Below are 24,834 nucleotides of genomic sequence, written 5' to 3'. Positions count from 1 at the left end.
GGGGCTTACTTTTGAACGAGGTACTCGGCCGAAGCCATGACCAGGAAGACGGCTGCTGCCACCCGGTCGAGCTTGACAGCGTCGGTGCTTGCGGCGGTGACGGGCGTTGCCTTCAGTGCGTCCGCAATGAGCTTGACGGTAGCGGTGGACAGCTGGCCTGCGCACATCAGCAGGTTGATCCGTGCGACCAGCGCGTCCGCATCCGCCACGATGGCCAGTTCGTTGGTGTAGCTGGCCTTGATGTCGTATCCGTTGTTGGAGGTGCTGCCGTTGTTGGGCAGCTCCGGGGCATTCACAAAGATGCCGTTGCGGATCACGCCCTGCATGTAGTTGAGGTAGCCCCCCACGCTGCTCTCGTTGACCAACTGGAACTCGGGTGCCACGGCGCCCGCAGCCGCTAGCGCCGTGGACGGCGGAACGTAGCCTGGGCGGAAGAAGTTGAAAACCGAGGGCGAACGCAGCGGGCTCTGGCCCAGGCGCGAGCCAGGGTCGCTCAGGTCGCCGATCTTCCAGCTGCCCTGCACTGAGTTGATGCCAAAGGTGCGGCCCCACTGCACAAAGCGCAGCATGGGCTCGCGCAGCTTGCCAAAGCCAGGCTGGGTCAGCCCGGCGGGCGAGCGTGCCTCGTCGTCCAGCAAGATGGCCTTGACCACTGCGCGCAGGTCACCCCGCACGCCTGCGCCGTTGTTATTGAAGGCGGCAGCCACCCGGGCCACGTAGGCGGGCGAGGGGTTGCTGGTGACCAGGCGCTGGATCAGCTGCTTGCCGATGAAGGGCCCCACATTGGGGTGATTGAACAGGGTGTCCAGCGCGGTCTTGAGCGCCGCAGCGCCCGGCGTGTTGGCGGGCACGGTGGTGCCCAGGAAGGTGGCCGCCAGCGTGGAATGGCGCGATGCATTGAGCGCCATGGGCAGCCGCGCAAAGGTGGTGTTGGAGACCACCCGTGTGGTGCCTGGTACGGTGGTGGGCACGTTCTGCGTTTGGTCGTAGTCGTAGCCCGTGAACACCCGTGCCAGATTGGTCACGTCGTTCATGGTGTAGCTGTCGATGGGCTTGCCAGCGCCGTCTTTCTTGGGGGTTCCGTCGAGGTTCAGCTCGACCAGCCCGATGGACATCAGCTGCATGACCTCGCGGGCATAGTTTTCGTCGGGCTGGCGGCCCGTGGCGGGGTTTTCCTTCTGGTTGCCACGGGTGTTGAGGTAGTAGCCCATGGCCGCGTTCAGCGTCATGTTCTCCAGCACGGAGCGGTAGTTGCCGAAGGCGTTGTTCACCAGCTGGTCCCAGTACCAGGCCATGGCATGGCAGCGCCAGGTGATGTCCACGCCGCTGAGCGAGACCACGCAGATCTCGGACAGCGCCAGCGCCACACGCTTGCGCAGCCCGTCAGGCGACTTCATGAGCTGGTACCAGATCATGTAGTCGGCGGGGTAGGAGTTGTCGTAGTAGGCCGTGTCGTTGCTGATGTCTGCGTAGCCGCGCTGGTTCAGCCAGTCCCAGCCGCCCTGGCTGAGACCCGCGCTGAACTGGCTGTCCAGCCAGTCGGCATAGGTGGTGGCGCGCAGGGCTGCGATCTCGGCGGTCGAGGCCGAGAACTGGGCCTGCAGCAGAAAGCGGGCGGCCTCGTTGTCCGTCGTGGCCGATGGATGGGCGTAGTTGCCCAGCGAGGGGGTGGATGGCGTCGGCGCACTGGGTGCTCCTGTACCCGGCGCGCCGTCGCCACCGCCACCACCGCAGGCGGCCAGGGCAGTGGATGCAAACAGCGCGGTCAACAAGGGCGCGTGGTCCCTGCTGGCGGTGTGGGTTTGTTCGGGGGGGAGGGGCAGGCCCTCTGGTGCCTCTGCAACCGCAGTTGTCAGAGTCGCCTCGTATGGATGTGTCATGTTGGTCGTGGTGAAAAGTGCGCAGTCGCGCAGGCACAGCCACGACTAAATCACAGGCTGTGCCCTTCTGGAAACACAAGTGTTACCAAGCGAAACATGCCATGGTAAGGGGCCCGCAGGCGATGCGCTGACTGATGGGCGATTGCAACACTTTGTACCCCCGGTGAGCTCTTGTCGGGCATCCGCCAGAGGGCGGGTGCCGTTGCATCGGCGATGTCCGTCACGTCCGTAGTCCTGTGCTGACGCGGGCTGCCTTGCCTGGACTACGGGGGCTGGGCAGATTCATTTCTACAGTGGGCTCCATCGCATCACGCAAATGTTCCACGCACTCCGAGTGGATGGCTGAAGCGAAGTTCTTATGAGGAGTTACACCATGAATGAAGACACCATCAAGGGCAACTGGAAGCAGTTCAAGGGCAAGATGATCGAGCAGTGGGGCAAGCTCACGAACGACGACTTCGATGTCATTGACGGCAAGCGCGAACAGTTCCTGGGCAAGCTACAGGAGCGCCAGGGCATTGCCCGTGACGTGGCCGAAAAGCAGCTCAAGGAGTGGCAGGACCGCCATCCTGACTTCCGCTTCAACGACTGATAGCGCCGCTGCGGCGCGCGCACTCCGCGCTTCGCACCCTGCGCCCCCGCCAGGGTTGCCCTGGCACACCGTCCCCCAAGATTTCATCCGATTGCACTCAATCGAACCCGAGGAGAAACCCATGACATTCCAACGCACCCTGATCGCCGCCTGCGCCGCAGGTCTGATGGCCACCACCGCTTTTGCCATGACCCCTGCAGAGCACAAGGCCTCCAAGGACAGCATTTCGGCGGACTACAAGATGAATAAGCAAAAATGCGACGCCCTCAAGGCCAACGCCAAGGACATCTGTGTGAAGGAAGCCAAGGGCACCGAGGACGTGGCCAAGGCCGAACTCGAAGCGCAGTACAAGCCCAGTGCCAAGGCCAGCCAGAAGGTCGCCGAAGCCCGTGCCGACGCTGCCTACGCCGTCGCCAAGGAAAAGTGCGACGACCTGACCGGCAACGCCAAGGACGTGTGTGTGAAGGACGCCAAGGCTGAGCATGTGAAGGCCAAGGAAAACGCCAAGGTGGCAGCCGCCCAGGCCAAGCCTGCCGATAGCGCTGCCGAGAAGTCCGCCAACGTGGCCGAGGCACGCAAGGACGCTGCGGCCGAGAAGAACGAGGCCAACTACAAGGCTGCCAAAGAGCGTTGCGAAACCATGACTGGCGACCTCAAGTCCAAGTGCGTGGACGACGCCAAGCGCATGTACGGCCAAAGCTGATCGGGTGTGGGCGCTGGGCGCCTGACCTGATCCCAGGCTGAGCATGACCAGACCCTGCCCGCTGCGCGGTGCAGGGTCTTGCTGTTTCTGGAGAAGCGATGCGCGCGGCCCGGCGCGCCCGGCCATCGCATGGCGCCATGTCATGACCTGTATCAACGCCCAGCCAGGCCGGGGCTTCTAAGCTCGCACCTTCGTTTGATCTGCCCGCCCAAGGAGTCCCATGGCCCACCTCGAATGGTCTGATGCGTTGAACCTCGACCTGCCCCTGATGGATGACACCCACCGGGAGTTCGTCGACTTGCTGGCCGCTGTGGACCAGGCCAGCGACGCGGAGCTGTTGCCCCGCTGGCGCGCGCTGGTGGAGCACACCGAGCAGCATTTTGGCCAGGAAGACGACTGGATGGCCTCCACCCGCTTTGCATCGGGCAACTGCCACAGCATGCAGCACAAGGTGGTGCTGCAGGTGATGCGTGAAGGCACGGCACGCGCCGAGCAGGGCGACCTGAAGGTGCTGCGCGTCATGGCCAGCGAGCTGGCGCTGTGGTTTCCGCAGCACGCGCAGAGCATGGATGCATCGCTGGCCCTGCACCTGCGCCGCGTGGGGTTTGACCCCGCAACGGGCGTGGTGCACGCTCCCGGTGCGTTGCCGGGTGCGCTGATACACGGTTGCGGTGGGGCCACGTGTTCGGACGCCGATGCCCCGGGTGCCAGCGAGCCCGCTGCCCAACGTGATAGCGCGCCCGCTGTGGCTGCCTGACCGGCGCACCTTCCCGGCCTGCCCGCAGCGGCAGGCTCAGCGAACGCTGAACGAACAAACGAGAGGCAGGCACGCACGGCCAGAGCACCGCCCTGGCGTGCTCCCGGGGGCCATCGGGCTTCCACCCGTGCAGCCGTCCGGCTTGTGTGGCATGCTGATCCATCTCAAGGCAAATGGGGGCGGCGCGGCCGCTTCGCGTCATGGCCGACACCACCCCTTCTGACGACCCCTGCGACGACACCGACCGCCTGCAAGCACTGCAGCGCTACGGAATTCTCGACACGCCCATGGAGCCCGCCTACGACGAGCTGGCCGACCTGGCGGGCTACATCTGCGAAGCGCCCGTGGCCCTGATCAGTCTGCTGGACAACCGGCGGCAGTGGTTCAAGGCCGCCCGTGGGTTTGCGCTGCGCGAGACCCCGCTGAGCGAGTCCGTGTGCCGTTACGCCATCCGGCAGTCGGGCGTTTTCATCGTGCCCGATTTGGCGCAAGACCCTCGTTTTGCGCACTACGCCATCGTCACGCAAAAGAACCCGCTGCGCTTTTATGCAGGGGCACCGCTGGTCACGCCCGATGGCTATGTGCTGGGCACGCTGTGCGTGCTGGACCACCGGCCGCGCGAGCTGTCTGCCAAGGTGCAGGACCTGCTCTCCGCCCTGGCGCGTCAGGTGATCCGGCTGCTGGAGCTCAAGCGTGCCAACGACCGCCAGGGCCAGATGCTGGTGGAACTGGAGGCGGCGCGCCACCAGATGGCCGTGCTGGCCCACACCGATGTGCTGACCGGCTTGGCCAACCGCCGCTCGTTCACCGACCGCCTGCGCCAGGAATGGGCGCTGCTGCAGCGGGGCAATGAGCCCGCTTGTCTGCTGATGATGGACCTGGACCACTTCAAGCGCGTGAACGACGTGTACGGCCACCACGTGGGCGACCAGGCGCTGCAGCTGTTTGCCACGCTGTGCCGCGAAGTCTTCCGTGCGGCCGATGTGCTGGGGCGCTGGGGCGGCGAGGAGTTTCTGGCCCTGTTGCCCGCCACCGGGATCGACCAGGCGCAGGTGGTGGCAGAGCGTGTGCATGCGGCGCTGGCAGCCCACCCGCTGCCCGGCATTGAGCCGGCGCTGGTGCTGTCGGTCAGCATGGGTCTCACCCTGTTCGACCCGCTGCGGCCGCTGGACATCACCTTGCGTCTGCTGGACTCCGCGCTCTACACCGCCAAGCGCGAGGGGCGCAGCCGCACCGTGGTGGTGTAGATGCTCTGTTTTTGATAGCTGCTGGTGCATATTGCACTAGCGCTATCGGCCATTTCTATTAGAAATTTTGCCCCAGAGGCCTGTGCGCGGCCCCCTGGGACACCTTCAGAACTCCGGGCGGCGCGGCAAAAGCAAGGCTGCGGTGCGCCACGCCAGGTCGCGCAGCGCCTTGCGCAGGGCGGGCGAATCTGCAGCGCCGCCCGCAGGCCCTCCATGGTCGTGGTCCGCCTCGGCACGGTGGGGGCAAAAGGCTGCGTCCAGCACCTGCTGCTTGGCGCAGTGCAAGGCCAGCCGGTCCTGCGACCGCAGGGCCGCCATCAACTGGTCGCGGTGGCGCTGCACCCGGGCCGCTTCGGCGGCGGTCAGCGCAGGGCCCATTGCGGGGCCGGTGCTGGCGGGCGGCGCCAGTGCCTGGGCCTGCGCCAGGTATTGGGCCCAGCGGGTGGTCTGCGCGGTGGCGTTCATGCAGCCTCCGCGGGGGGGGCTGCGGGGCGCTGCACGGGCGGCATGGTGGCGCGCGGGGGCGTGCCGCCTTGCGACAGGCCGTACCAGTTCACCTTGCGTGTCAGCACCATCACAGCCGCCAGCACCAGGAAGAGCGCAATCGCACCCACCGCCAGCGCTGTCTGCTCCAGCTGCAGCAGCACGTACAGCAGGCCATACAGCAGCGCAATGCCCGCCCCCAGCGGAATCCCGCGCGTGAGCCCGCCCAGCATGTGGCTGGCGTAATAGGCCAGCAGCAGCACACACGCGCTGGCGGCCACTGCGTACGAGATGCCAAACGGCAGATGCTCCGACAGGCTCACCAGCAGCAGGAAAAAGCTGCACAGCGCGCTGCCCACCAGCAGGTACTGCACCGGGTGCACGCGCAGCTTTTTCATCAGCTCGAACAGGCCCACGGCCACGAAGGTGAGGGCGATGAACAGCACGCCGTACTTGGTCGCGCGGTCCGAGAGGGAATAGGGGTTCACCGGGTCGATGAAGGCCACACTGAAGCTGTCGGCGCAGTCGCCCGGCGTGGCCCCGCTGTGTGCATAGTCGCTGCCCTCATCCGCGCCCAGGCAGATGCGCTTGCCGTTCGCAATGTCGGCCTGGGCCGTGGTGGCCAGCGACGACAGGCGCCACTGGGCCGAAAAGCCGGTCTTTTTGACCTCGCGCTCCGACGGCAGAAAGCGTCCGGCAAACGACGGGTGGGGCCAGCTGCTGGTCATCAGCACCTCGGTGTTGCCGCCCAGCGGGACGATGGCCAGGCGCTCGGTGCCCACCAGTTCCAGGTCCAGCGTGGCGGTCAGGCCATCGGCCTTGCCACGCACGGATTCGGGCAGCACCGCGTGCAGGCCCCGGCTGTAGGTGGGGTGGAAGGTGCCGGGCTTGAGGGCCAGCGTCTGGCTACCCATCGCGAACTGCGCGGTGCGGATGCCGCGCGCGTCGCCCACAGCCATCATCACAATGGGTGCGCCGCAGTGCATGCGTGAGTTTTTCATGCTGCTCTGGGGCAGCAGGCTGGCCAGCGAACCCCATTGCGCCGTCACGTTGGCCTTGAGGTTGTAGGTGTTCACCTTGTGCAGCCCGCGTGCGCGTTCTTCCATCGCGGCGCCGGTGGCGAGCTTGAGCTGCTCGGGCATGGCGGTCAGGATGAACTCGCGGCGCCTTTCGACCATGCGGCGCTCGTCGCCCTTGCCCGCCTCCTCGTCCCAGCTTTCCACGCAGGCGCTGTGGATCATGGGCCCCATCAGCGTCTGCGGCCCGGCCAGGCTCTCGGCCACGCTTTGAGCGGTGATGCTGCGGTAGCGCAGCCGGTCGCGCACCACGTCTTCGATCAGGCCCAGGCCAAAGAGCAGCAACACGGTGATGGCGGTCAGCGCCGCCAGCTTGGTGAACAAGGGGTGTTTGAGCAAGGGTTCCTCCACAAATGATGTTGTGGAGGCAGTGTTGTGGCGCGCTGTGAGGGCGCTATGAAGTTTGTGAGGCCAGTGTGAAGTGGGGACCGCTGGCGGTGGCTTTCGCTGCTCAGGCCGCGCGGTACACCAATTCCACCCGCAGCCCTGGCGCCGTGTTGCGCGCCACCATCTGGCCGCCGTGCAGCGCCATCACGCGCTGCACAATCGCCAGCCCCAGGCCCGATCCGCTGCGCTCGCCGCCCGGCCGTGCGGTGGTGAAAAAGCGCTCGCCCAGGCGCGGCAGCGCGTAGTCGGGCACGCCGGGGCCGCTGTCTTGCACGGCCACCGTGGCGCCGTCCAGTTCCACCCGCACCGTGCTGCCTGCGGGCGCAAAGTCGATCGCGTTGTCCAGCAGGTTGGTCAGCGCCAGCGTCACCAGCTCGGCCTCCCACGGGCCGCTGCTGCCGTGTCCTTCCAGTGTCAGGCTGATGCCGCGTTGCCCGGCGCGGGCGCGGGTCTGGGCAATGGCGGCCTCGGCGCAGTCGTGCAGCGCCACCGCCGCGCGGCCTTCGGCGTGCTGGCGCTGCTCCAGCTTGGACAGCTCCAGCAGCCTGTCGATGATGCGCTGCAGGCGCTCGCTTTGCTGCACCACCTGGGTCGCAAACTCGGTGCGGTCGGCGGCGGGCAGCTCGTCCTGCAGCAGCTCGCCTGCGCCCCGGATGGCGGCCACGGGGCTTTTGAGTTCGTGCGTCAGCGCACGCACATAACCTTCGATGTAGTCGCGTCCCTCCAGCCGCGCGCGCATGCGGTCCATGGCGCGGGCCAGGTCGCCCAGCTCGCCGGGCACCTCGGGAACGGCCAGGGCCGTGGGGGGCGGAAGGTTCGGGTCGTGGCGTTCGCCGTCGGCCGGGCCCTGCACGCTCAGGGCGTAGTCGCGCAGGCGGCGCACGTTCCACACCATCCACAGCGTCACCGCCACGCCCACGGCGGCCGAGAGCGCCAGCAGCAGCAGTCCGCCCATGAACACCTTGCGCTCGGCCCGGTCGATAAAGCGCTGCACCGTGCGCGTGGGCTTGGCCACTGTGAGCACGCCCGCGATCTGGCTGTTGACGTAGATGGGCGCGGCCACATGCATCACGCCGCTGGTGTCGTCATCTTCCACGTCGCGCGTAGAGCGCGCACCGTACTCGCCGCGCAGCGTGCGGGCTACGTCGCGCCACTGCGAATAATCGGCACCGATGGCACGGTTTTCGGAGTCGAACAACACGCGCCCGGTGGTGTCGGTCACGTAGATGCGGTAGTCCAGCGACTGTTTGGAAAAGCCCCAGATCGCCGCGTCGATGGGCCGCGTGGCATAGCGGCGCACATGCTGCGCAAACGGACTGGTGCTGCTGTTGTTGGCATCCACTGCCAGCCGCCCGGCGGCCAGGTCCTCGCTGGCCAGCTCGGCCAGGATGTTGGCCGTGTCCACCATCATGTCCTCCATCACCTCGCGCACGCTGGGCTTGATCTCGGCCATGAATACGCGCAGCACAAAGAACGCAGCGATGCCGTTGATGAGGAAGAAGGCGAACAGCAGGCGGATGCCGAGGCGCATGGGTCAGCGGGGCCTTCTATAAAAACAGTAGTTGCAGGGTATTGCTGGGCGAGCGCAGGCGGCAGATTTCACGCCGGTGTCACCCCCGCAAGCGGACGCGATAGGTCGAGGATCGGCCAGGGTTCTGGTTCTGCTTCTCGCGGCCTTCAAACACGAGGCTGCTGGTGGCTGCGTCCCATTGCATAGGCTGCAGGGTGTAGGGATTGCGCAGCGCCTCGGTTGACTTCGCCAGCCAGGCGGGCATGTCGGGCGGGGCGACCTGTTCTACGGCGACGCGGTGCTGCAGCAGGACAAGGCGGCGATAGCCATCGATGTCGGCAATCCGCTGCGCATATCCTTGGTAGCTGGGCGTTTCGATGACCGCCAAGCATCGGCCGACAGGGTTGCGAAAATGCATCCAGAGCGAGCAGGGTCCGTCTTCTGCCCATTGCCTTGATGCCTCAGAAAACGCCGTCTGCAGCTGGTGGGCAGGCAGGCTGCTGAGGGCCTGCACCTGCTGCTTATTCTCGATCGATAAGTTGAGGGTGTGATGCGGGAGAAAACCCAGGTTGCTCATCTTATGGAACGTTCGCTGCCACCACGTCGGGGGTGCCTGAGCAGGTTCGGCGGTCAAGCCAGCGTTTCGGTACAGATAGAAGGCAGTGGCAATAAAACGCATCTCGCCCGCCAGCGCCGGTGCCAGAGACTCTGTCGGTACCGAAAGCAGAGATTCGATGGCTTCGGTGACCGCCGTTGGTGGGGGCTGCGCACTCAGTGCGCTTGCAGCGCTGAACCAGCGTAGCTCGCGGTGCTGCATGGCGATGGCGATCATGGCGGCTACCAAAGTATCGGCTCCGCTGGCCAAGCGGCGGCGCAGTTGAACCGCCTGCCCTACCATGTCCATGGCCTGCAGTTGTTGCCCTTGGTTCCATGCCAGAGAGGCTTGGGCCAGCCAGAGTTCATGAGCGCGTACCAGCACTCCGAAGGGCGCGTGTTCGGCATGCAAGTAGGCGGGCGCCGGATTGCTGAAGCGGGCTGCGCTGGTGATCCCCGTTAAGCGCTGCAAGACGGCGGACTGCGTGTGCGCCAAGCTGGCAATCTCCACTTCATGCCTTGCGTACCAGGCGAAGCAGTCCGCAGCCTCCGTAGGGCAACGCAAGCGCGTCGGCAAAACGTCTTCACCCGCATCGTGTGGTGGCGGAATCCTTGCGGGCGTCCCTTCCTGCCGGTCACCATGGGCCTCCACCCAGCGCCTGCGCTCGATTGCGCGCGCCAGGCGCTGGCGGCCCAGTGCCATGGCATCACCGATGGCATCGCCCCCGGCGGGTGCGTCCAGCCCCATCAAGATTAAATAGCCGTTGCCCTCCAGGGCTTGCTCTGTGGGCGGCGTGTACTGCAGCGCCCGAAGGGCAGCTTCGCTCAGGGCGTCATCGTTCCAGTTGGCTGCGATCAGGGCCACCAGGCACACGGCGACCAATCCCCCCAGGGCCAGCATCAGCCAGCCCAGTGCTTTCAAGCAACGGCGCAAGTACTTCATAAAAATAGATAGCTATAAACCCAATACCGACGAGCGGTAGGGCCGCTTTTTATTGCAAATCGAGGCAATATCCCATGCCCCGGTGCGTGCTGATGTACTCGCGCGCCGGGTCCAGCTCGCGCAGCTTGGCGCGCAGGGTCTTGATGTGGGTGTCCACTGTGCGGTCGGTGCTTTCGCTGTCGTCGCCCCAGGCAGCGGCCAGCAGGGCGTCGCGCGAGTGGATGCGGCCTGCGCCGCGCAGCAGGTGGGACAGCAGGCGGTACTCGCGCCGCGTCAGCGGCAGGGCCTGGCCGCGCAGGCTGATGCGCTGGCCCGTCTCGTCGTCGTGGAACAGCGCGGCGGCCGTGGCGGCGGGCGCTGCCGGGTGGCCGTTGCCGTTGCCGTGGCCGGCGCGGCGCAGCAGCGCCTTCACGCGCGCCGCCAGTTCGCGGGGGCTGAAGGGTTTGGTCAGGTAGTCGTCCGCACCCAGCTCCAGGCCCAGCACGCGGTCGATTTCTTCGCCGTGGGCGCTGAGCATCAGCACGGGCAGGGCGGCGGTGGGCGCGGTGTTGCGCACATCGCGCAGCAGGTCCAGGCCGCTGCCGTCGGGCAGGCCCACGTCCAGCACCAGCAGGTCAAACCGTGCGCTCTGCAGCTGCTGGCGCGCGTCGTGCACCAGCAGGCTGTGCGTGACGGTCAGGCCATCGCGCTCCAGCGCATAGGCCACGGTGCGGGCGATGGCGGGGTCGTCTTCGAGCAGCAGCAGGCGGGCGGACATGGAGGGTCAGCGTGCGACGAGGATGGGGAACAGCTTGCCCAGCCCGTCGGCCATCACTTCCACGGCCAGCGCAGCCAGAATGAGGCCCATCAGGCGGGTCATCACATTGATGCCGGTCTTGCCCAGCACGCGCGCAATGGGGTCGGCCAGCGCAAAGCACACGGCCGTGGCCAGCGCGATGACCACGCCGTAGCCCACCAGCGCGGCGTGCTGCCAGAAGGTCTGCGCGCGGTCGGCATAAATCACCACGGTGGACATGCTGGCCGGGCCGGTGAGCAGCGGAATGGTGAGCGGCACTACGGCAATGCTGCTGCCGGCGGCGGCCTTTTCGGCGCCTTCTTCGTATTCGTTGGTGCTGGGCTTGGCCTCGGCGGGCTGGGCGTTGAGCATGTTCATCGCGCTGATGAGCAGCAACATGCCGCCACCCACCTGGAAGCTCTGCAGCGAGATGTTGAAGAAGTCGAGGATCTGCAGGCCCAGCAGCGCACAGGCTGCAATCACGCAGAACACGCTGAAGCTGGCCACCTGGATGGTGCGGCGCCGCTGCGGGTACGAGAAGCCCTGCGTGTAGTGGATGAAGAACGGCACGATGGCCAGCGGGTTCACGATGGCCAGCAGGGTGATCAGGGGTTTGAGGTCCATCAGGGCGCTCCCAAGGGCAAGTGGGCAGGGTGGTTCTTCGGGGGGCTCAGGCCAACGGCAGATGAGGGTGGCGCAGCCCGGGCTGTGCGCGAGTATGCGGTGTTTTCTGCGCCGTTTGGCGGCCAAGCATGCTGCATTGCAGCGTGCCTGCCACGGGTGGCTCCGGGCCTTCTCTCCTAGCGCCCGCCCGACACATCCATCAAGGTGGCGGTGGTGTAGCTCGCTGCAGGGGACATCAGCCAGACGATGGCCTCGGCCACCTCGTCGGCCGTGCCGCCGCGCTGCATGGGCACCTGGTGCGAGAGGTCGCGCACCCGGTCGGGCAGGCCGCCGCTGGCGTGGATGTCGGTCTCGATCAGGCCCGGGCGCACGGCGTTCACACGGATGCCCTCGGCCGCCACCTCGCGCGCCAGGCCGATGGTGAAGGTGTCGATGGCGCCCTTGGCCGCCGCGTAGTCCACATACTGGTGGGCCGAGCCCAGGCGCGAGGCGGCGCTGGACACGTTGACGATGGCGCCACCGCTGCCGCCATGGCGCGTGCTCATGCGCCGCACGGCCTCGCGGGCGCAGACGATGCTGCCGATCACGTTGGTGTCGAACATGCGGCGCAGGCGTTCGGTGCCCATCTCGTCCACCCGGGCGGTCACGTCCACCACGCCGGCGTTGTTGACCAGGGCGCTGATGCGGCCCAGCTGCGTGTCTACCGCCTGGAACATGGCCAGGATGTCGGCCTCGTTCGCCACATCGGCCTGCACGGTGATGGCGGTGCCGCCATCTGCACGGATGGCATCGACCACGCTCTGGGCGGCCGCCTCGTTGGCGAGGTAGTTGACGGCCACGGCCCAGCCATGTTTTGCGGCCAGCCGTGCGGTGGCGGCGCCAATGCCCCGGCTGGCGCCGGTGATTAGTGCGATCTTCTCCATGGGGTGGGGTCTCCTGCAAGAATGGCGCATTGGAACAGGTTCTGCACCCCGCCGCGCAGCGCCCTCACCCATAGCGCAAAGCCTCTGCGCACCATACGTACCAAATCCAAGGAGCATTCAGCATGGGACAGTTTGTTGATCTGACATCGAGTGACGGTTTTGTGGCCCCCGCCTGGGTGGCCAGGCCCGAGGGCACCCCCCGTGGCGCCGTGGTGGTGCTGCAAGAGATTTTTGGCGTGAACTCGCACATCCGCTCGGTGGCCGACCGCTATGCCGCCAGCGGCTACCTGGCCGTGGCGCCGTCCACCTTCCACCGCGTCCAGCAGGGGGTGGAGCTGGGCTACACCGGTGACGACATGCAGGCCGGCATGGGCCTGAAGGCCGCCGTCGAGGCCCTGCCCGCGCCGGGCGTGATGCCCGACATCCAGGCCGCCATCGACTACGCCGCGCAGCACAGCGGCGGCAAGGTGGGCATCGTGGGCTACTGCTGGGGCGGCCTGCTGACCTGGCGCTCGGCCTGCCAGCTGCAGGGCCTGTCGGCTGCCGTGCCGTACTACGGCGGTGGCGTGACCACACCAGAAGAAGTGGCTCGCTCCCCCAAGGTGCCGGTGCTGGCCCACTTTGGCGAGCGCGACCACTGGATTCCACTCGATAGCGTGCAGGCCTTCGGCAAGGCCCACCCGGAGGTCGAAGTGCATGTGTACGCCGCCGACCACGGCTTCAACTGCGACCAGCGCGGCAGCTACGACGAGGCCGCCGCCAACACGGCCCGCGAGCGCACCCTGGCCTTTTTTGCCAAGCACCTGGGCTGAGACCGCCCCAGTGACCGCGACACGATAGCGAACGACCAACGGGGGTGATCATGGCGGATTTCAGGCGTTTTTGGTCCCAAGCGCTAGTCCGTCATGCGCTGGCAGCTATGAGTTTGATAGCGCTATGCACCACCACCCACGCGGCCGACTACACCGGCCCCCTGTTCGACGCCCACCTGCACTACAACGAGGAAGCCTGGGACGGCCGCTCAGGCCCGCACCCACCCGCCGATGTGCTGGCGCGCATGAAGGCCAGCGGCGTGCGCGCCATCGTGGCCAACTCGCGGCCCAATGCCGGGTCGCTCACCCTGGCGGGCCTGCCGCAGACCCGTGAGGCCGGTGTGATGGTGGTGCCGTTTGTGCGGCTGTACCGCAACCGTGCCGACTACACCGGCTGGTTTGCCGACGACACCATCTACGACATGGTGCAGACCGAACTGGCCCGGGGCACACCGGCCGGCCCGTACCGGGGCCTGGGCGAATTCCATCTCTACGACAGTGCCAACGCCAACGGCCCCGTGGCCAAAAAGCTCATGGCCCTGGCCGAACAGCGTGACCTGGTGGTGCTGGCCCATGTGGACGACACCGCCATCGACCTGCTGATGGCCAACACCCCGTCCCAAGGCCAGAAGGCCCGGCTGATCTGGGCCCACACCGGCATTGGCGGCGCGCCTGTGGAGCGGGTGGACGCCCTGATGGCCCGCTACCCGGGCCTGGTGGGCGAACTCTCGTACCGCCCCGGCCTGGTGTGCGACGACAACCAGCTGTGCCCCGCCTGGCGCGCGCTGCTGCTCAAGTACCCCACGCGCTTCGTGGTCGGCTCGGACACCTGGGTCAACCAGCGCTGGCAGCACTACGAAAGCCTGATGCAGGGCTACCGCCAGTGGCTGGGCGGCCTGCCCGCCGATGTGGCGCGCAAGGTGGCGTGGGACAACGCGGCGGGGTTGTTTGGGGTGGCCCGGCCATAAGGCACTGGAACGCATGACCCTTCCTGTTTTTGGGTGACGCACGCTGATACGGGCGCTGACCCAAGCCAGGGATGCCAAGCAAGGGCCGCCCCGCAGCGAGGGCATCGTCCCCCTTCCCGGCGAAGCCGAGAGAAGGGGGAAGGCCCGAAGGGCCTCAGGGGGATGTTCCTATCTTGTCCTGGCCAGATACCGCTTGCGCCAGAACAGCAGCACCAGCGACAGCGCGATGAACACCATCGACCCCATGGCCCACCAGAAGCCATCGGCCTTGTGCACCAGTGGAATGAACTCGAAGTTCATCCCGAAAATGCCCGCAATCAGGTTCAGCGGCAAAAACACGGCCGTGAGCGCCGTGAGGGTGCGCATGATGTCGTTGGTGCGGTTGCTCTGCACCGAGAAGTGCATCTGTACGGCGGTTTCGGTGCTTTGCTCCAGGCGCCGCACGTGGTGCACCACGCGCTCTATGTGCTCCAGCACGTCGCGGCTGCGCACCTTGAGCAGGTCCAGCTCGCGCAGGCCTGCCGGTGTGTCGGGCAGGGCCCAGGTTTCCAGCGCGTCGATCCAGTCCTGCACGGCGGTGCGCTGGTCTTCGCAGATCTCGTCCAGCATGTGCAGCGACAGGCGTGCTTCGAGCAGGGAGGTCCAGTTCACGTACCGGGCGCGGGGCTTGAGCAGTTCGGTCTGCCAGTGGTCCAGCTGGCGCGTGAGCTCGCGGCGCAGGTCCAGGTAGCCGTCCACCATCTGGTTGACCACGCGCAGCATCAGGTCGGCCGGGCTGGTGGGCAGCCGGGCGCCCGAGATCGGGCTGCTGCGGCCCTCGCCCATGCCGGGGCTGGCGTGGGCGTTGCCGTGCGCAGCGTGGCTGGCGCTGGTGCCATTGGCCGGCGTCGCGGCCAGCAGTCGCGTCGCGTAGGCATCGCGCACCGCGCAGTCGGTGGGGTGCACGGTCAGCAGCAACTGGTCAAACACCGCAAACCCCACGGGACTGGTGTCGATGCGCCGCAGCACGGGCGGGCCGCTGCGTTTGACGGGTGCGTTGGGGTTGTCGGGCTCTGCCGCAACGGCGGGTGGGGCAGGGGTAGGCTGCGCGGCATCTCCCTGCGCGGTGGCCAGGCGGCGGAACACCAGCAGGTCGTACTGCGAGGTGTAGTCGTAGTGCGAGGGCAGCTGGGCGTTGAGCAGGTCGGACACGTGCAGGTCCACCAGCTGCAGGCCCGTGAGCAGCTGCAGGTGCTGCTGAATTTCGGCCAGCCGCAGCTGGAAGGCCGGGCGTGCGCAGGCAATCCACACAAAGCCCTGTTCTGGCAGGTGGTGGGGCAGGGCCGTCAGCTCCTGTACGCCGCTGCTGTGGATATGAAAGATGCGCATGGACACCGTGGTTTTCAGTCAAAAGCGCACGTAGCGCTAGTGGAATATGCGCTGGCAGCTATTATTTTTGTAGCTTGCGTGCCACGTCGCGGGCAAAGTAGGTCAGCACGCCGTCGGCGCCCGCGCGCTTGAAGGCCAGCAGGCTTTCCATCATCACGGCGTCGTGGTCCAGCCAGCCATTGGCTGCGGCGGCCTTGATCATGGCGTACTCGCCGCTCACCTGGTAAGCGAAGGTGGGCACCTTGAACTCGTCCTTCACGCGGCGCACGATGTCCAGGTAGGGCATGCCGGGTTTCACCATCACCATGTCAGCGCCTTCGGCGATGTCGATGGCCACCTCGCGAAGGGCCTCGTCGCTGTTGCCTGGGTCCATCTGGTAGACGTTCTTGTCGGCCTTGCCCAGGGCGCCGCGCGTGCCCACCGCGTCGCGGAACGGGCCGTAGAAGGCGCTGGCGTACTTGGCGCTGTAGGCCATGATGCGGGTGTGGATGTGGCCCTGCACCTCCAGCGCCTCGCGGATCGCGCCGATGCGGCCGTCCATCATGTCGCTGGGGGCGACGATGTCCACGCCCGCCTCGGCATGTGTGAGCGCCTGGCCGGTGAGGATCTCCACCGTCTCGTCGTTGATGATGTAGCCGGTCTCGTCCAGCACGCCGTCCTGGCCGTGGCTGGTGTAGGGGTCCAGCGCCACGTCGGTCATCACACCCAGGTCGGGAAACTCCTTCTTCAGCGCCCGCACCACGCGCGGGATCAGGCCGTCGGGGTTCAGGGCTTCCTTGCCGTCCGGTGTCTTGAGCGACGGGTCAATCGCCGGGAACAGCGCCAGCACCGGAATACCCAGCTTCACGCAGTCCGCGGCCACGGGTAGCAGCAGATCGAGGCTCAGCCGGTCCACGCCGGGCATGGAGGTCACGGCCTCGCTGCGGCCCTGGCCCTCGTGCACGAACACGGGGTAGATCAGGTCGTCGGCGGTGACCACGTTCTCGCGCACCAGGCGGCGGGTGAAGGCATCGCGGCGCAGGCGACGGGGGCGGTTCTGGGGGAAGGGGGCAGGGCTTTGGAGATGCATCACCAGATTATGAAGCCCTCCCTGGGACACCGTGCGCCTGGCATGGGGGCGGCGCCACGCTCTGGAAGGGCCAAGCCGGAGCCCCGGTTGCGCGGGGGATGGGGCGGTGGTCGTTGGCGCTCCTGCGCGCTGTGGAAAAGCCGCTTGTAACCCCCCGTGGCGAGTGCTAGATTGGTGCCGGGCGGCTTGCCGCCCCCCGCTTTTCCTCCCTGAGCGGGACCTGGGCTGCAGCGATGCGGAACAGGCTTTCCCGGCCCGGCGGATCTGCCGGGCTTTTTTTTGGTGCAGCGCCGGCCAGCAGGCAGGGCACCGTAAACTGCCCCCATGCTCTGGGTCAAAGCCTTTCACATCGTTTTCGTGGCCAGCTGGTTTGCTGGTCTGTTCTATCTGCCGCGCATCTTCGTCAACCTGGCGATGGTGGCGCCCGGCTCGGCCGCCGAGCGCGACCGCCTGCTGCTCATGGCGCGCAAGCTGATGCGCTTTACCACCCTGCTGGCGGTGCCTGCGCTGGGGCTGGGCCTGTGGCTGTGGCTGGGTTACGGCATCGGCCGGGGCCCTGGCAATGGCTGGATGCACGCCAAGCTGGCCGTGGTGGTGCTGGTCATCGGCTACCACCATGCCTGCGGCGTGCTGCTGCGCAAGCTGGCCGACGGCACCAGCCGCCGCAGCCATGTGTGGTTCCGCTGGTTCAACGAAGCGCCGGTGCTGCTGCTGCTGGTGGCCGTGGTGCTGGTGGTGGTCAAACCCTTTTGATGGAGACGCAGAGGGCGCATGCACAAAACCTCTGCCTGGCCGCTCGCGCTGACGTACACGGCGCTGATCGTTTTTGCCAGCCTGTTCCCGTTTGACGGGTGGCGCGAGCAGGGCATCGACCCCCTGGTCTTCCTGCTGGCCCGGTTGCCTCCGCCGTACTGGACGGGGTTTGACGTGGTCACCAATCTGGTGGGCTATGCGCCCCTGGGCTTTTTGCTGGCGCTGGGCATGTTGCGCTCGGGCTGGCGGCGTGTGCTGTGGGCGGTGGCGCTGGCCACGCTGGCGGGCACGCTGCTGTCGCTGTGCATGGAGTTCCTGCAGATCTACCTGCCCCGGCGCGTGCCGTCCAACCTGGACCTGGCGCTCAACGCGCTGGGCACGCTGGCCGGGGCGCTGAGTGCCGCCCTGCTGGAGCGGCTGGGGGCGTTGGACCGCTGGAGCGACTTTCGGGCGCGCTGGTTCGTGTCCGACGCTTCGGGCGGCATGGTGCTGCTGGCGCTGTGGCCGCTGGCGCTGCTGTTTCCGGCTGCGGTGCCGTTTGGCCTGGGCCAGGTGCTGGAGCGGCTGGAGGCCGCGCTCATCGACCTGCTGGCCGACACCCCATTTCTGGACTGGCTGCCCCTGCGCGAGACGGAGCTGGACCCGCTGTCACCCAGTGGCGAGCTGCTCTGCGTCATCTTGGGGCTGCTCATCCCTTGCCTGCTGGGGTATTGCGTGATCCGCCAGATGGGGCGGCGCGCCCTGTTTGCGCTGGCGGTGGTGGGCGCGGGGGTGACGCTCACCGCGCTGTCTGCGGCACTGAGCTGGGGGCCGGTGCATGCCTGGGAATGGATGGACCTGCCCGTGCGCGTGGGGGTGTGGGCGGCGCTGGCGTTGGCCCTGTTGATGCTGGCCCTGCCGCGCCGGGCCTGTGCCGCCGTGCTGCTGCTGGCGCTGACCTGGCACCTGGCGCTGCTGAATCAGGCGCCCACCAGCGCTTACTTTGCCCAGACCCTGCAGATCTGGGAGCAGGGCCGCTTCATCCGCTTTTATGGCCTGGGCCAGTGGCTGGGCTGGCTGTGGCCCTATGTGGCGCTGCTGTATGTGGTGTTTCGGGTGTCCCGGCGAGAGGGCGCCCCTTGAGTCGCAGAGCGGCAGCTTCTCGTGCTTGTATTGCCGCGCAGGGCCTTGGGGCTAAGCTCCGACGGTTCCGTGGGGCGTGGGTCCGTAAAATGCAGGGATGAGCGACACCCCTTCCGCACCGGCCGCAGCGTCCGGTTATTACCAGCGCCACATCTTTTTCTGTCTCAACGAGCGCACCAACGGTGAAGACAGCTGTGCCCATCACAACGCGCAGGCGGGTTTTGACCGCTGCAAGGCGCAGGTCAAGGCCGCTGGGCTGGCGGGTGCCGGCAAGGTGCGTGTGAACAAGGCCGGGTGCCTGGACCGCTGCGTGGGCGGCCCCGTGGCCGTGGTGTACCCCGAGGGTACCTGGTACACGTACGTAGATGCGGCGGACATCGACGAAATCGTCGAATCGCACCTCAAGAACGGCCAGGTGGTGGAACGTCTGGTCACGCCGGCGGAACTTGGCCGCTGAGCGCGGCTCCATCCCTGTCTTGGAACGATTTTGGCATCAGGCGCTAGTGGATCATGCCCCTGTTGCTATTGATTGAGTAGCAAATCCGTGAATGCCCAGACCGAACGCCTGACCCTGTCCGGCCCCGCAGGCGCCATCGAGGCCGTGCGCGACAGCGCCACCCTGGCCGATGGCGCAGCGCCCCGTGGCGTCGCCATCATTGCCCACCCGCATCCGCTGTTTGGCGGCACCATGGACAACAAGGTGGTGCAGACCCTGGCGCGCGCGTTTGTGCAGTGTGGCTGGACGGCGGTGCGCTTCAACTTCCGCGGCGTGGGCGCCACGGCCGGCGTGTACGACGAAGGCCGGGGTGAGTTGCAGGACCTGCTGGCGGTGGTGGAGCAGGTGGCTCCCGCCGCTCAGGGCCAGCCCATCGCGCTGGCGGGGTTTTCTTTCGGTGCGTTTGTTACCAGCCATGCGTTGGCCGCCCTTTGGCCTACAGGTCGCGTGGAAAAAGCCGTGCTGGTCGGCACGGCCGCCAGCCGCTTCACCGTGGCCCCGGTGCCACCCGAAGCCCAGCTGCGCACGCTGGTCGTGCACGGCGAGCAGGACGACACCGTGCCGCTGTCTGCCGTGATGGACTGGGCCCGGCCCCAGATACTGCCTGTCACAGTCGTCCCTGCGGGGGGGCATTTCTTTCACGGACAATTGCCGCTTCTGAAGAATCTGGTGGTCCGCCACCTGCAATCGGGCGCCTGAGGGGCGCCGCCCGGACTGGCTCCGGCCGCCCGCCATCCTCCCTCGCCTGCCTTTTCTTCCACTCCATTTTTTTGAGCCTCTCCAGCCCCTTCCTGCCCCATGAAACGAATCCTGTCTGCGTTGCGATCCCTGGCCGTCTTTGCTGCGGTGGCCCCTGCTGCCTTCGGTGCATATGCCCAGGCGCCCCAGCCCCCTGAAATCGCCGCACGCACCTATATGCTGGTGGATGTCACCGCCAACCAGGTGCTGGCCGCCAAGGACATTGACGCGCCGGTGGAGCAGGCCTCGCTCACCAAGCTCATGACGGGCTACCTGGTGTTTGACGCACTGCGCTCCAAGAAAATAGCGCTGGACCAGAAGCTGCCTGTGAGCGTGCGCGCCTGGAAGATGCCTGGCTCGCGCATGTTCATCGACCCCAAGATGCAGGTGCCGGTCGAAGACCTCATCAAAGGCATGATCGTGCAGTCTGGCAACGACGCCACCATGGCGCTGGCCGAAGGCGTGGGTGGCACGGCCGAGAACTTCGTCAAGCTCATGAACGACCAGGCCCAGGCGCTGGGCATGAAGGGCACGAGCTACAAGAACCCCGAAGGCCTGACCGAGCCCGGCCACATCACCACGGCGCGCGACCTTTCCGTGCTGGCCATGCGGCTGATGAAGGACTTCCCGGAGTACATGCACTATTACTCCACCAAGCAGTACAGCTACCCCGGCACCCCGGTATCGAATGGCAGCAACCGCAATTCGCTGCTGTTCCGCGACCCCACGGTGGACGGCCTCAAGACCGGCCACACCGCTGCGGCGGGTTATTGCCTGGTGGCTACCTCCAAGCGTGAATTCCCCGGGGTGGGCCAGCGCCGCCTGCTGTCTATCGTGCTGGGTGCGGCGAGTGAAAACGCGCGTGCGAACGAAAGCCAGAAGCTGCTGAACTGGGGCTACACCGCGTTTGAGGCGGTCAAGCTGTTCGACGCGGGCAAGCCCGTGGCCACACCCGCCGTCTGGAAGGGCAAGGACAGCGTGCTGAAAATCGGCCGTGAGGAAGCCATCGTGGTCGCCGTGCCCGCAGGCAGCGCCGGCAAGATCACCACCCAGATCGCCCGCCCCGACCCGCTGGTGGCGCCTTACACCAAGGGCCAGGCCATCGGCACCCTCAAGGTCATGCTGGGTGACCAGTCTGTGGGCGAAGTGCCTCTGGTGGCGCTGGAGGCTGTGGAGCAGGCGGGCATTCTGGGCCGTGCCTGGGACGCCATTCGCCTCTGGATTAAATAAGGTGCATCCCCCTGAGGTGCTGTCGCGTTTTCACCCCTTCGCGGCTTGGCGGCCCTTGCGCGACGGTCTCGGCTTGGGCCGCGCGCTTTCGACGGCTGCCCGCCTCTGTCTTGTGCCTGGGTTTCCAAGGGAAACCGCGTAGCGCTTGCCCGTTTGGGGGCTTGCTGCTACATTAGAAGGCTTTTCGGAATTTCCGAAGGGATTCACGTTTTCGCTTTCACGAAGCAAATTCACGTTTAGGGACGTATTTCATGCCAACCATTAATCAACTGGTCCGTCAGGGGCGCGAGGTCGAAAAGACCAAGTCCAAGAGCCCTGCGATGGAAAACTCTCCACAGCGCCGTGGCGTGTGCACCCGTGTGTACACCACGACGCCTAAGAAGCCTAACTCCGCTCTGCGTAAGGTCGCCAAGGTGCGCCTGACCAACGGTTTTGAGGTGATCTCCTACATCGGCGGTGAAGGCCACAACCTGCAGGAACACAGCGTGGTGCTGGTTCGCGGCGGTCGTGTGAAGGACTTGCCTGGTGTGCGTTACCACATCGTGCGCGGTTCGCTCGACTTGCAAGGCGTGAAAGACCGCAAGCAAGCCCGCTCCAAGTACGGTGCCAAGAAGCCCAAGGCCAAGTAAGCCCTGCGCTTTTGCACAAAAGAATTTTCGGTGCTGTCTCCCGCGTGGCGCGGTGAAGCAGCGTAGTGGCCCCAAACGCAGGTGTTCTGCGCGGGTCGAGTAAGTGGGAGTCCTTGATTGGCTCTCGCGGTGTCTGAAAAGATGCCAACTGAAGCAAAGATAGAGGTAAAAAATGCCACGTCGTCGCGAAGTCCCCAAACGTGAAATCCTGCCGGATCCCAAGTTCGGCAATGTAGAGCTGTCCAAATTCATGAACGTGATCATGGAAGGCGGCAAAAAGGCGGTTGCAGAGCGCATCATTTATGGCGCCCTGGAACTGATCGAGAAGAAGCACCCTGACAAGGACCCGCTGGAAGCCTTCACCGTTGCCATCAACAACGTGAAGCCCATGGTCGAAGTGAAGTCCCGCCGCGTGGGCGGTGCCAACTACCAGGTGCCCGTGGAAGTGCGTCCTGTCCGTCGTCTGGCTCTGTCCATGCGTTGGATCAAGGAAGCCGCCCGCAAGCGCGGTGAGAAGTCGATGGCCCAACGCCTGGCCAACGAACTGCTGGAAGCCACCGAAGGCCGTGGCGGCGCCATGAAGAAGCGTGACGAAGTGCACCGCATGGCCGAAGCCAACAAGGCATTCAGCCACTTCCGCTTCTAAAACGCGGATTTGCCCTGATATAGGTCCAAGGCTGCTGGCGTTTTGCCCGCAGCCTTGTGTCGATTTCAGGCAGTCACAAAATTGACGGGCTTTCTTGCCAGTATGGCTGCCCGACACCCTCTCCAATACGACCCATCAAGGATCCACCATGGCTCGCAATACCCCCATCGAGCGCTACCGCAATATCGGTATCTCGGCCCACATTGACGCTGGCAAGACCACGACCACCGAACGTATCCTGTTCTACACGGGCGTGAGCCACAAGATTGGTGAAGTGCACGATGGTGCTGCCACCATGGACTGGATGGAGCAAGAGCAAGAGCGCGGCATCACGATCACCTCGGCTGCCACGACCTGCTTCTGGAAGGGTATGGACAATACCTACCCCGAGCACCGTTTCAACATCATCGACACCCCCGGCCACGTGGACTTCACGATCGAAGTGGAACGTTCCATGCGCGTGCTGGACGGCGCCTGCATGGTGTACTGCGCCGTGGGCGGCGTGCAGCCCCAGTCGGAAACCGTCTGGCGCCAAGCCAACAAGTACAAGGTGCCTCGTCTGGCCTTCGTGAACAAGATGGACCGCACCGGTGCCAACTTCTTCAAGGTCTACGACCAGATGAAGCTGCGCCTGAAGGCCAACCCTGTGCCCGTCGTGATCCCGATCGGCGCCGAAGACAAGTTCACCGGCGTGGTGGACCTGCTGAAGATGAAGGCCATCATCTGGGACGAAGCTTCTCAGGGTATGAAGTTCAGCTACGAAGAAATCCCAGCTGACCTGGTGGAGTCCGCCAAGGAATGGCGCGAGAAGATGGTCGAAGCGGCTGCCGAAGCCTCTGAAGACCTGATGAACAAGTACCTCGAAGAGGGCGACCTCTCCGAAGCCGAGATCAAGCTGGGCCTGCGTACGCGCACGATCGCCACCGAGATCCACCCCATGCTGTGCGGCACCGCGTTCAAGAACAAGGGTGTGCAGCGCATGCTGGACGCCGTGATCGACTACCTGCCTGCACCGACGGACATTCCTGATGTGACCGGCACGGACGACGACGAGAATCCCGTCACCCGTAAGGCCGACGACGCAGAGAAGTTCTCTGCGCTGGCGTTCAAGCTGATGACTGACCCGTTCGTGGGTCAGCTGACCTTCGTACGCGTGTACTCGGGCGTTCTGACCAAGGGCGATACCGTTTACAACCCCATCAAGGGCAAGAAAGAGCGTATCGGTCGTATCGTGCAGATGCACGCCAACGAACGCCAGGAAGTGGAAGAAATCCGCGCCGGTGACATCGCTGCTTGCGTGGGTCTGAAGGAAGTGACCACGGGTGAAACCCTGTGCGACGTGAGCTCGCAGATCATTCTCGAGCGCATGATTTTCCCTGAGCCTGTGATTTCGCAAGCTGTGGAACCCAAGACCAAGGCCGACCAGGAAAAGATGGGCATCGCTCTGCAGCGTCTTGCTGCTGAAGATCCTTCTTTCCGCGTGAAGACCGACGAAGAATCCGGCCAGACCATCATTTCCGGCATGGGCGAGCTCCACCTGGAAATCATCGTGGACCGCATGAAGCGCGAATTCGGCGTGGAAGCCAACGTGGGCAAGCCCCAAGTGGCTTACCGCGAAACCATCCGCAAGACCGTGGAAGAAGCCGAAGGCAAGTTCGTGCGTCAGTCCGGTGGTAAGGGTCAGTACGGTCACGTCGTGCTCAAGATCGAACCCAACGAAGCCGGCAAGGGCATCGAGTTCGTGGACGCGATCAAGGGCGGTGTGGTTCCTCGCGAGTTCATTCCCGCCGTGGAAAAGGGTATCAACGAAGCTGTCACGCAAGGCGTGCTGGCCGGTTACCCCGTGGTCGACGTCAAGGTCACGCTGCACTTCGGTTCGTACCACGATGTGGACTCGAACGAACTGGCGTTCAAGATGGCTGCCATCTTCGGCTTCAAGGAAGGTTGCAAGAAGGCCGGTCCGGTCATTCTGGAACCCATGATGGCCGTGGAAGTGGAAACGCCTGAAGACTACGCCGGCAACGTGATGGGCGACCTGTCCAGCCGTCGCGGCATGGTGCAGGGCATGGACGACATCCCGGGCGGTGGCAAGGCCATCCGCGCTGAAGTGCCGCTGTCTGAAATGTTCGGCTACTCCACGACCCTGCGTTCCGCAACGCAAGGCCGCGCTACGTACTCGATGGAATTCAAGCACTACAGCGAAGCACCTCGCAACGTGTCTGAAGCCATCATGGCAGCACGCGCTAAGTAAGTAAGCACTTCGCCTGGGCCCCAGTGGCCCGGGCTTTGTTTTGTCTGCGATCCGGTGCCACCCTGTTTCCTGTGCGGGGTGATTCAGCAACCAGATGCAGACGTAAAACCACTACACAGGGATTGCTCTTTGGAGAATTGAAATGGCAAAAGGTAAGTTTGAACGCACCAAGCCCCACGTAAACGTGGGCACGATCGGCCACGTGGACCATGGCAAGACCACACTGACGGCAGCCATCGCCACGGTGCTGTCCGCCAA

The 24,834-nt window shown here is 65.5% G+C and carries 25 protein-coding genes; 15 read left to right on the top strand and 10 right to left on the bottom strand.

Annotated features, from left to right (window positions below):
* Nucleotides 1-5 precede the first annotated feature (5 nt).
* Nucleotides 6-1,880, bottom strand: coding sequence for a DUF1800 domain-containing protein (locus tag AC1Q64_RS11655; RefSeq protein ID WP_492251436.1), 1,875 nt, complete (start codon nucleotides 1,878-1,880; stop codon nucleotides 6-8).
* Nucleotides 1,881-2,253: 373 nt separating this feature from the next.
* On the opposite strand from AC1Q64_RS11655, the gene AC1Q64_RS11650 reads away from it, so the two are divergent.
* The 4 genes from AC1Q64_RS11650 (at nucleotide 2,254) to AC1Q64_RS11635 (ending at nucleotide 5,179) form a co-directional block, all read left to right on the top strand.
* Nucleotides 2,254-2,472: a CsbD family protein gene (locus AC1Q64_RS11650; RefSeq protein ID WP_056057504.1), complete on the top strand. Its 219-nt coding sequence runs from the start codon at nucleotides 2,254-2,256 to the stop codon at nucleotides 2,470-2,472.
* Between the two features lie 121 nt (nucleotides 2,473-2,593).
* Nucleotides 2,594-3,175, top strand: a complete 582-nt coding sequence (locus AC1Q64_RS11645; RefSeq protein WP_492251435.1) for a hypothetical protein — start codon at nucleotides 2,594-2,596, stop codon at nucleotides 3,173-3,175.
* A gap of 220 nt (nucleotides 3,176-3,395) precedes the next feature.
* Nucleotides 3,396-3,932: a hemerythrin domain-containing protein gene (locus AC1Q64_RS11640; protein ID WP_291437826.1), complete on the top strand. Its 537-nt coding sequence runs from the start codon at nucleotides 3,396-3,398 to the stop codon at nucleotides 3,930-3,932.
* A gap of 200 nt (nucleotides 3,933-4,132) precedes the next feature.
* Entirely contained in the window at nucleotides 4,133-5,179 is a 1,047-nt protein-coding gene (locus AC1Q64_RS11635) for a GGDEF domain-containing protein (RefSeq protein ID WP_291437825.1), read from the top strand.
* Nucleotides 5,180-5,284: 105 nt separating this feature from the next.
* Here the strand turns inward: AC1Q64_RS11635 and AC1Q64_RS11630 are convergent, their stop codons facing one another.
* The 7 genes from AC1Q64_RS11630 to AC1Q64_RS11600 all read right to left on the bottom strand — a co-directional run bounded on the left by AC1Q64_RS11630 (nucleotide 5,285) and on the right by AC1Q64_RS11600 (nucleotide 12,494).
* Complete coding sequence (locus AC1Q64_RS11630) at nucleotides 5,285-5,644, bottom strand: hypothetical protein (RefSeq protein WP_492251434.1); 360 nt, start codon at nucleotides 5,642-5,644, stop codon at nucleotides 5,285-5,287.
* Nucleotides 5,641-7,077, bottom strand: a complete 1,437-nt coding sequence (gene creD, locus AC1Q64_RS11625) for a cell envelope integrity protein CreD (protein ID WP_492251433.1) — start codon at nucleotides 7,075-7,077, stop codon at nucleotides 5,641-5,643. The genes AC1Q64_RS11630 and creD overlap by 4 nt, the downstream gene beginning before the upstream one ends.
* A gap of 112 nt (nucleotides 7,078-7,189) precedes the next feature.
* Nucleotides 7,190-8,656, bottom strand: coding sequence for a two-component system sensor histidine kinase CreC (creC, locus tag AC1Q64_RS11620; protein WP_291437822.1), 1,467 nt, complete (start codon nucleotides 8,654-8,656; stop codon nucleotides 7,190-7,192).
* 79 nt (nucleotides 8,657-8,735) lie between these two features.
* Nucleotides 8,736-10,172 (bottom strand): hypothetical protein, encoded by a 1,437-nt coding sequence (locus tag AC1Q64_RS11615; protein ID WP_291437821.1) that lies wholly within the window; start codon nucleotides 10,170-10,172, stop codon nucleotides 8,736-8,738.
* Nucleotides 10,173-10,221: 49 nt separating this feature from the next.
* Nucleotides 10,222-10,929 carry a winged helix-turn-helix domain-containing protein gene (locus AC1Q64_RS11610; RefSeq protein WP_492251432.1) on the bottom strand — a complete coding sequence of 236 codons (708 nt, stop codon included), beginning with the start codon at nucleotides 10,927-10,929 and terminating at the stop codon, nucleotides 10,222-10,224.
* 6 nt (nucleotides 10,930-10,935) lie between these two features.
* Entirely contained in the window at nucleotides 10,936-11,571 is a 636-nt protein-coding gene (locus tag AC1Q64_RS11605) for a MarC family protein (protein WP_055402029.1), read from the bottom strand.
* Nucleotides 11,572-11,747: 176 nt separating this feature from the next.
* Complete coding sequence (locus tag AC1Q64_RS11600; RefSeq protein WP_492251431.1) at nucleotides 11,748-12,494, bottom strand: SDR family oxidoreductase; 747 nt, start codon at nucleotides 12,492-12,494, stop codon at nucleotides 11,748-11,750.
* A 122-nt stretch (nucleotides 12,495-12,616) separates the two neighbouring features.
* Between AC1Q64_RS11600 and AC1Q64_RS11595 the strand changes: the two genes are divergently transcribed.
* Both AC1Q64_RS11595 and AC1Q64_RS11590 read left to right on the top strand, forming a co-directional pair.
* Nucleotides 12,617-13,306 carry a dienelactone hydrolase family protein gene (locus tag AC1Q64_RS11595; protein ID WP_492251430.1) on the top strand — a complete coding sequence of 230 codons (690 nt, stop codon included), beginning with the start codon at nucleotides 12,617-12,619 and terminating at the stop codon, nucleotides 13,304-13,306.
* 107 nt (nucleotides 13,307-13,413) lie between these two features.
* Nucleotides 13,414-14,274 (top strand): amidohydrolase family protein, encoded by an 861-nt coding sequence (locus tag AC1Q64_RS11590; protein ID WP_492251429.1) that lies wholly within the window; start codon nucleotides 13,414-13,416, stop codon nucleotides 14,272-14,274.
* Nucleotides 14,275-14,442: 168 nt separating this feature from the next.
* Here AC1Q64_RS11590 and AC1Q64_RS11585 read toward each other — a convergent pair whose 3' ends face one another.
* Nucleotides 14,443-15,642 (bottom strand): magnesium transporter CorA family protein, encoded by a 1,200-nt coding sequence (locus tag AC1Q64_RS11585; RefSeq protein WP_492251653.1) that lies wholly within the window; start codon nucleotides 15,640-15,642, stop codon nucleotides 14,443-14,445.
* A 61-nt stretch (nucleotides 15,643-15,703) separates the two neighbouring features.
* Nucleotides 15,704-16,711 carry a porphobilinogen synthase gene (gene hemB, locus AC1Q64_RS11580; RefSeq protein ID WP_291438644.1) on the bottom strand — a complete coding sequence of 336 codons (1,008 nt, stop codon included), beginning with the start codon at nucleotides 16,709-16,711 and terminating at the stop codon, nucleotides 15,704-15,706.
* A 324-nt stretch (nucleotides 16,712-17,035) separates the two neighbouring features.
* On the opposite strand from hemB, the gene AC1Q64_RS11575 reads away from it, so the two are divergent.
* The 9 genes from AC1Q64_RS11575 to AC1Q64_RS11535 all read left to right on the top strand — a co-directional run.
* Nucleotides 17,036-17,464, top strand: a complete 429-nt coding sequence (locus AC1Q64_RS11575; protein WP_291438642.1) for a CopD family protein — start codon at nucleotides 17,036-17,038, stop codon at nucleotides 17,462-17,464.
* 18 nt (nucleotides 17,465-17,482) lie between these two features.
* Nucleotides 17,483-18,586 carry a VanZ family protein gene (locus AC1Q64_RS11570; protein ID WP_492251428.1) on the top strand — a complete coding sequence of 368 codons (1,104 nt, stop codon included), beginning with the start codon at nucleotides 17,483-17,485 and terminating at the stop codon, nucleotides 18,584-18,586.
* 97 nt (nucleotides 18,587-18,683) lie between these two features.
* Nucleotides 18,684-19,043 carry a (2Fe-2S) ferredoxin domain-containing protein gene (locus AC1Q64_RS11565; protein ID WP_492251427.1) on the top strand — a complete coding sequence of 120 codons (360 nt, stop codon included), beginning with the start codon at nucleotides 18,684-18,686 and terminating at the stop codon, nucleotides 19,041-19,043.
* A gap of 87 nt (nucleotides 19,044-19,130) precedes the next feature.
* On the top strand, nucleotides 19,131-19,781 hold the full coding sequence (locus tag AC1Q64_RS11560; protein ID WP_492251426.1) for an alpha/beta hydrolase: 651 nt from the start codon (nucleotides 19,131-19,133) through the stop codon (nucleotides 19,779-19,781).
* Between the two features lie 99 nt (nucleotides 19,782-19,880).
* Entirely contained in the window at nucleotides 19,881-21,050 is a 1,170-nt protein-coding gene (locus AC1Q64_RS11555; protein WP_492251425.1) for a D-alanyl-D-alanine carboxypeptidase family protein, read from the top strand.
* Between the two features lie 251 nt (nucleotides 21,051-21,301).
* A complete protein-coding gene (gene rpsL / locus AC1Q64_RS11550) occupies nucleotides 21,302-21,679 on the top strand; it encodes a 30S ribosomal protein S12 (RefSeq protein WP_015012185.1) in 378 nt (125 codons plus the stop codon).
* Nucleotides 21,680-21,851: 172 nt separating this feature from the next.
* A complete protein-coding gene (gene rpsG, locus AC1Q64_RS11545; protein WP_005798541.1) occupies nucleotides 21,852-22,325 on the top strand; it encodes a 30S ribosomal protein S7 in 474 nt (157 codons plus the stop codon).
* A gap of 148 nt (nucleotides 22,326-22,473) precedes the next feature.
* The gene (gene fusA, locus AC1Q64_RS11540; RefSeq protein ID WP_291438625.1) at nucleotides 22,474-24,576 is read left to right on the top strand and encodes an elongation factor G; all 2,103 of its coding nucleotides are present in this window, start codon (nucleotides 22,474-22,476) and stop codon (nucleotides 24,574-24,576) included.
* Nucleotides 24,577-24,718: 142 nt separating this feature from the next.
* A partial coding sequence (locus AC1Q64_RS11535; RefSeq protein ID WP_244273727.1) for a GTP-binding protein occupies nucleotides 24,719-24,834 on the top strand: 116 nt, incomplete at its 3' end.

This window comes from Acidovorax sp. GW835-FHT14G06, assembly GCF_058793595.1.
Note: the sequence above shows the minus strand (reverse complement) of the source record. Positions and strands in the feature narration are given on the sequence as shown.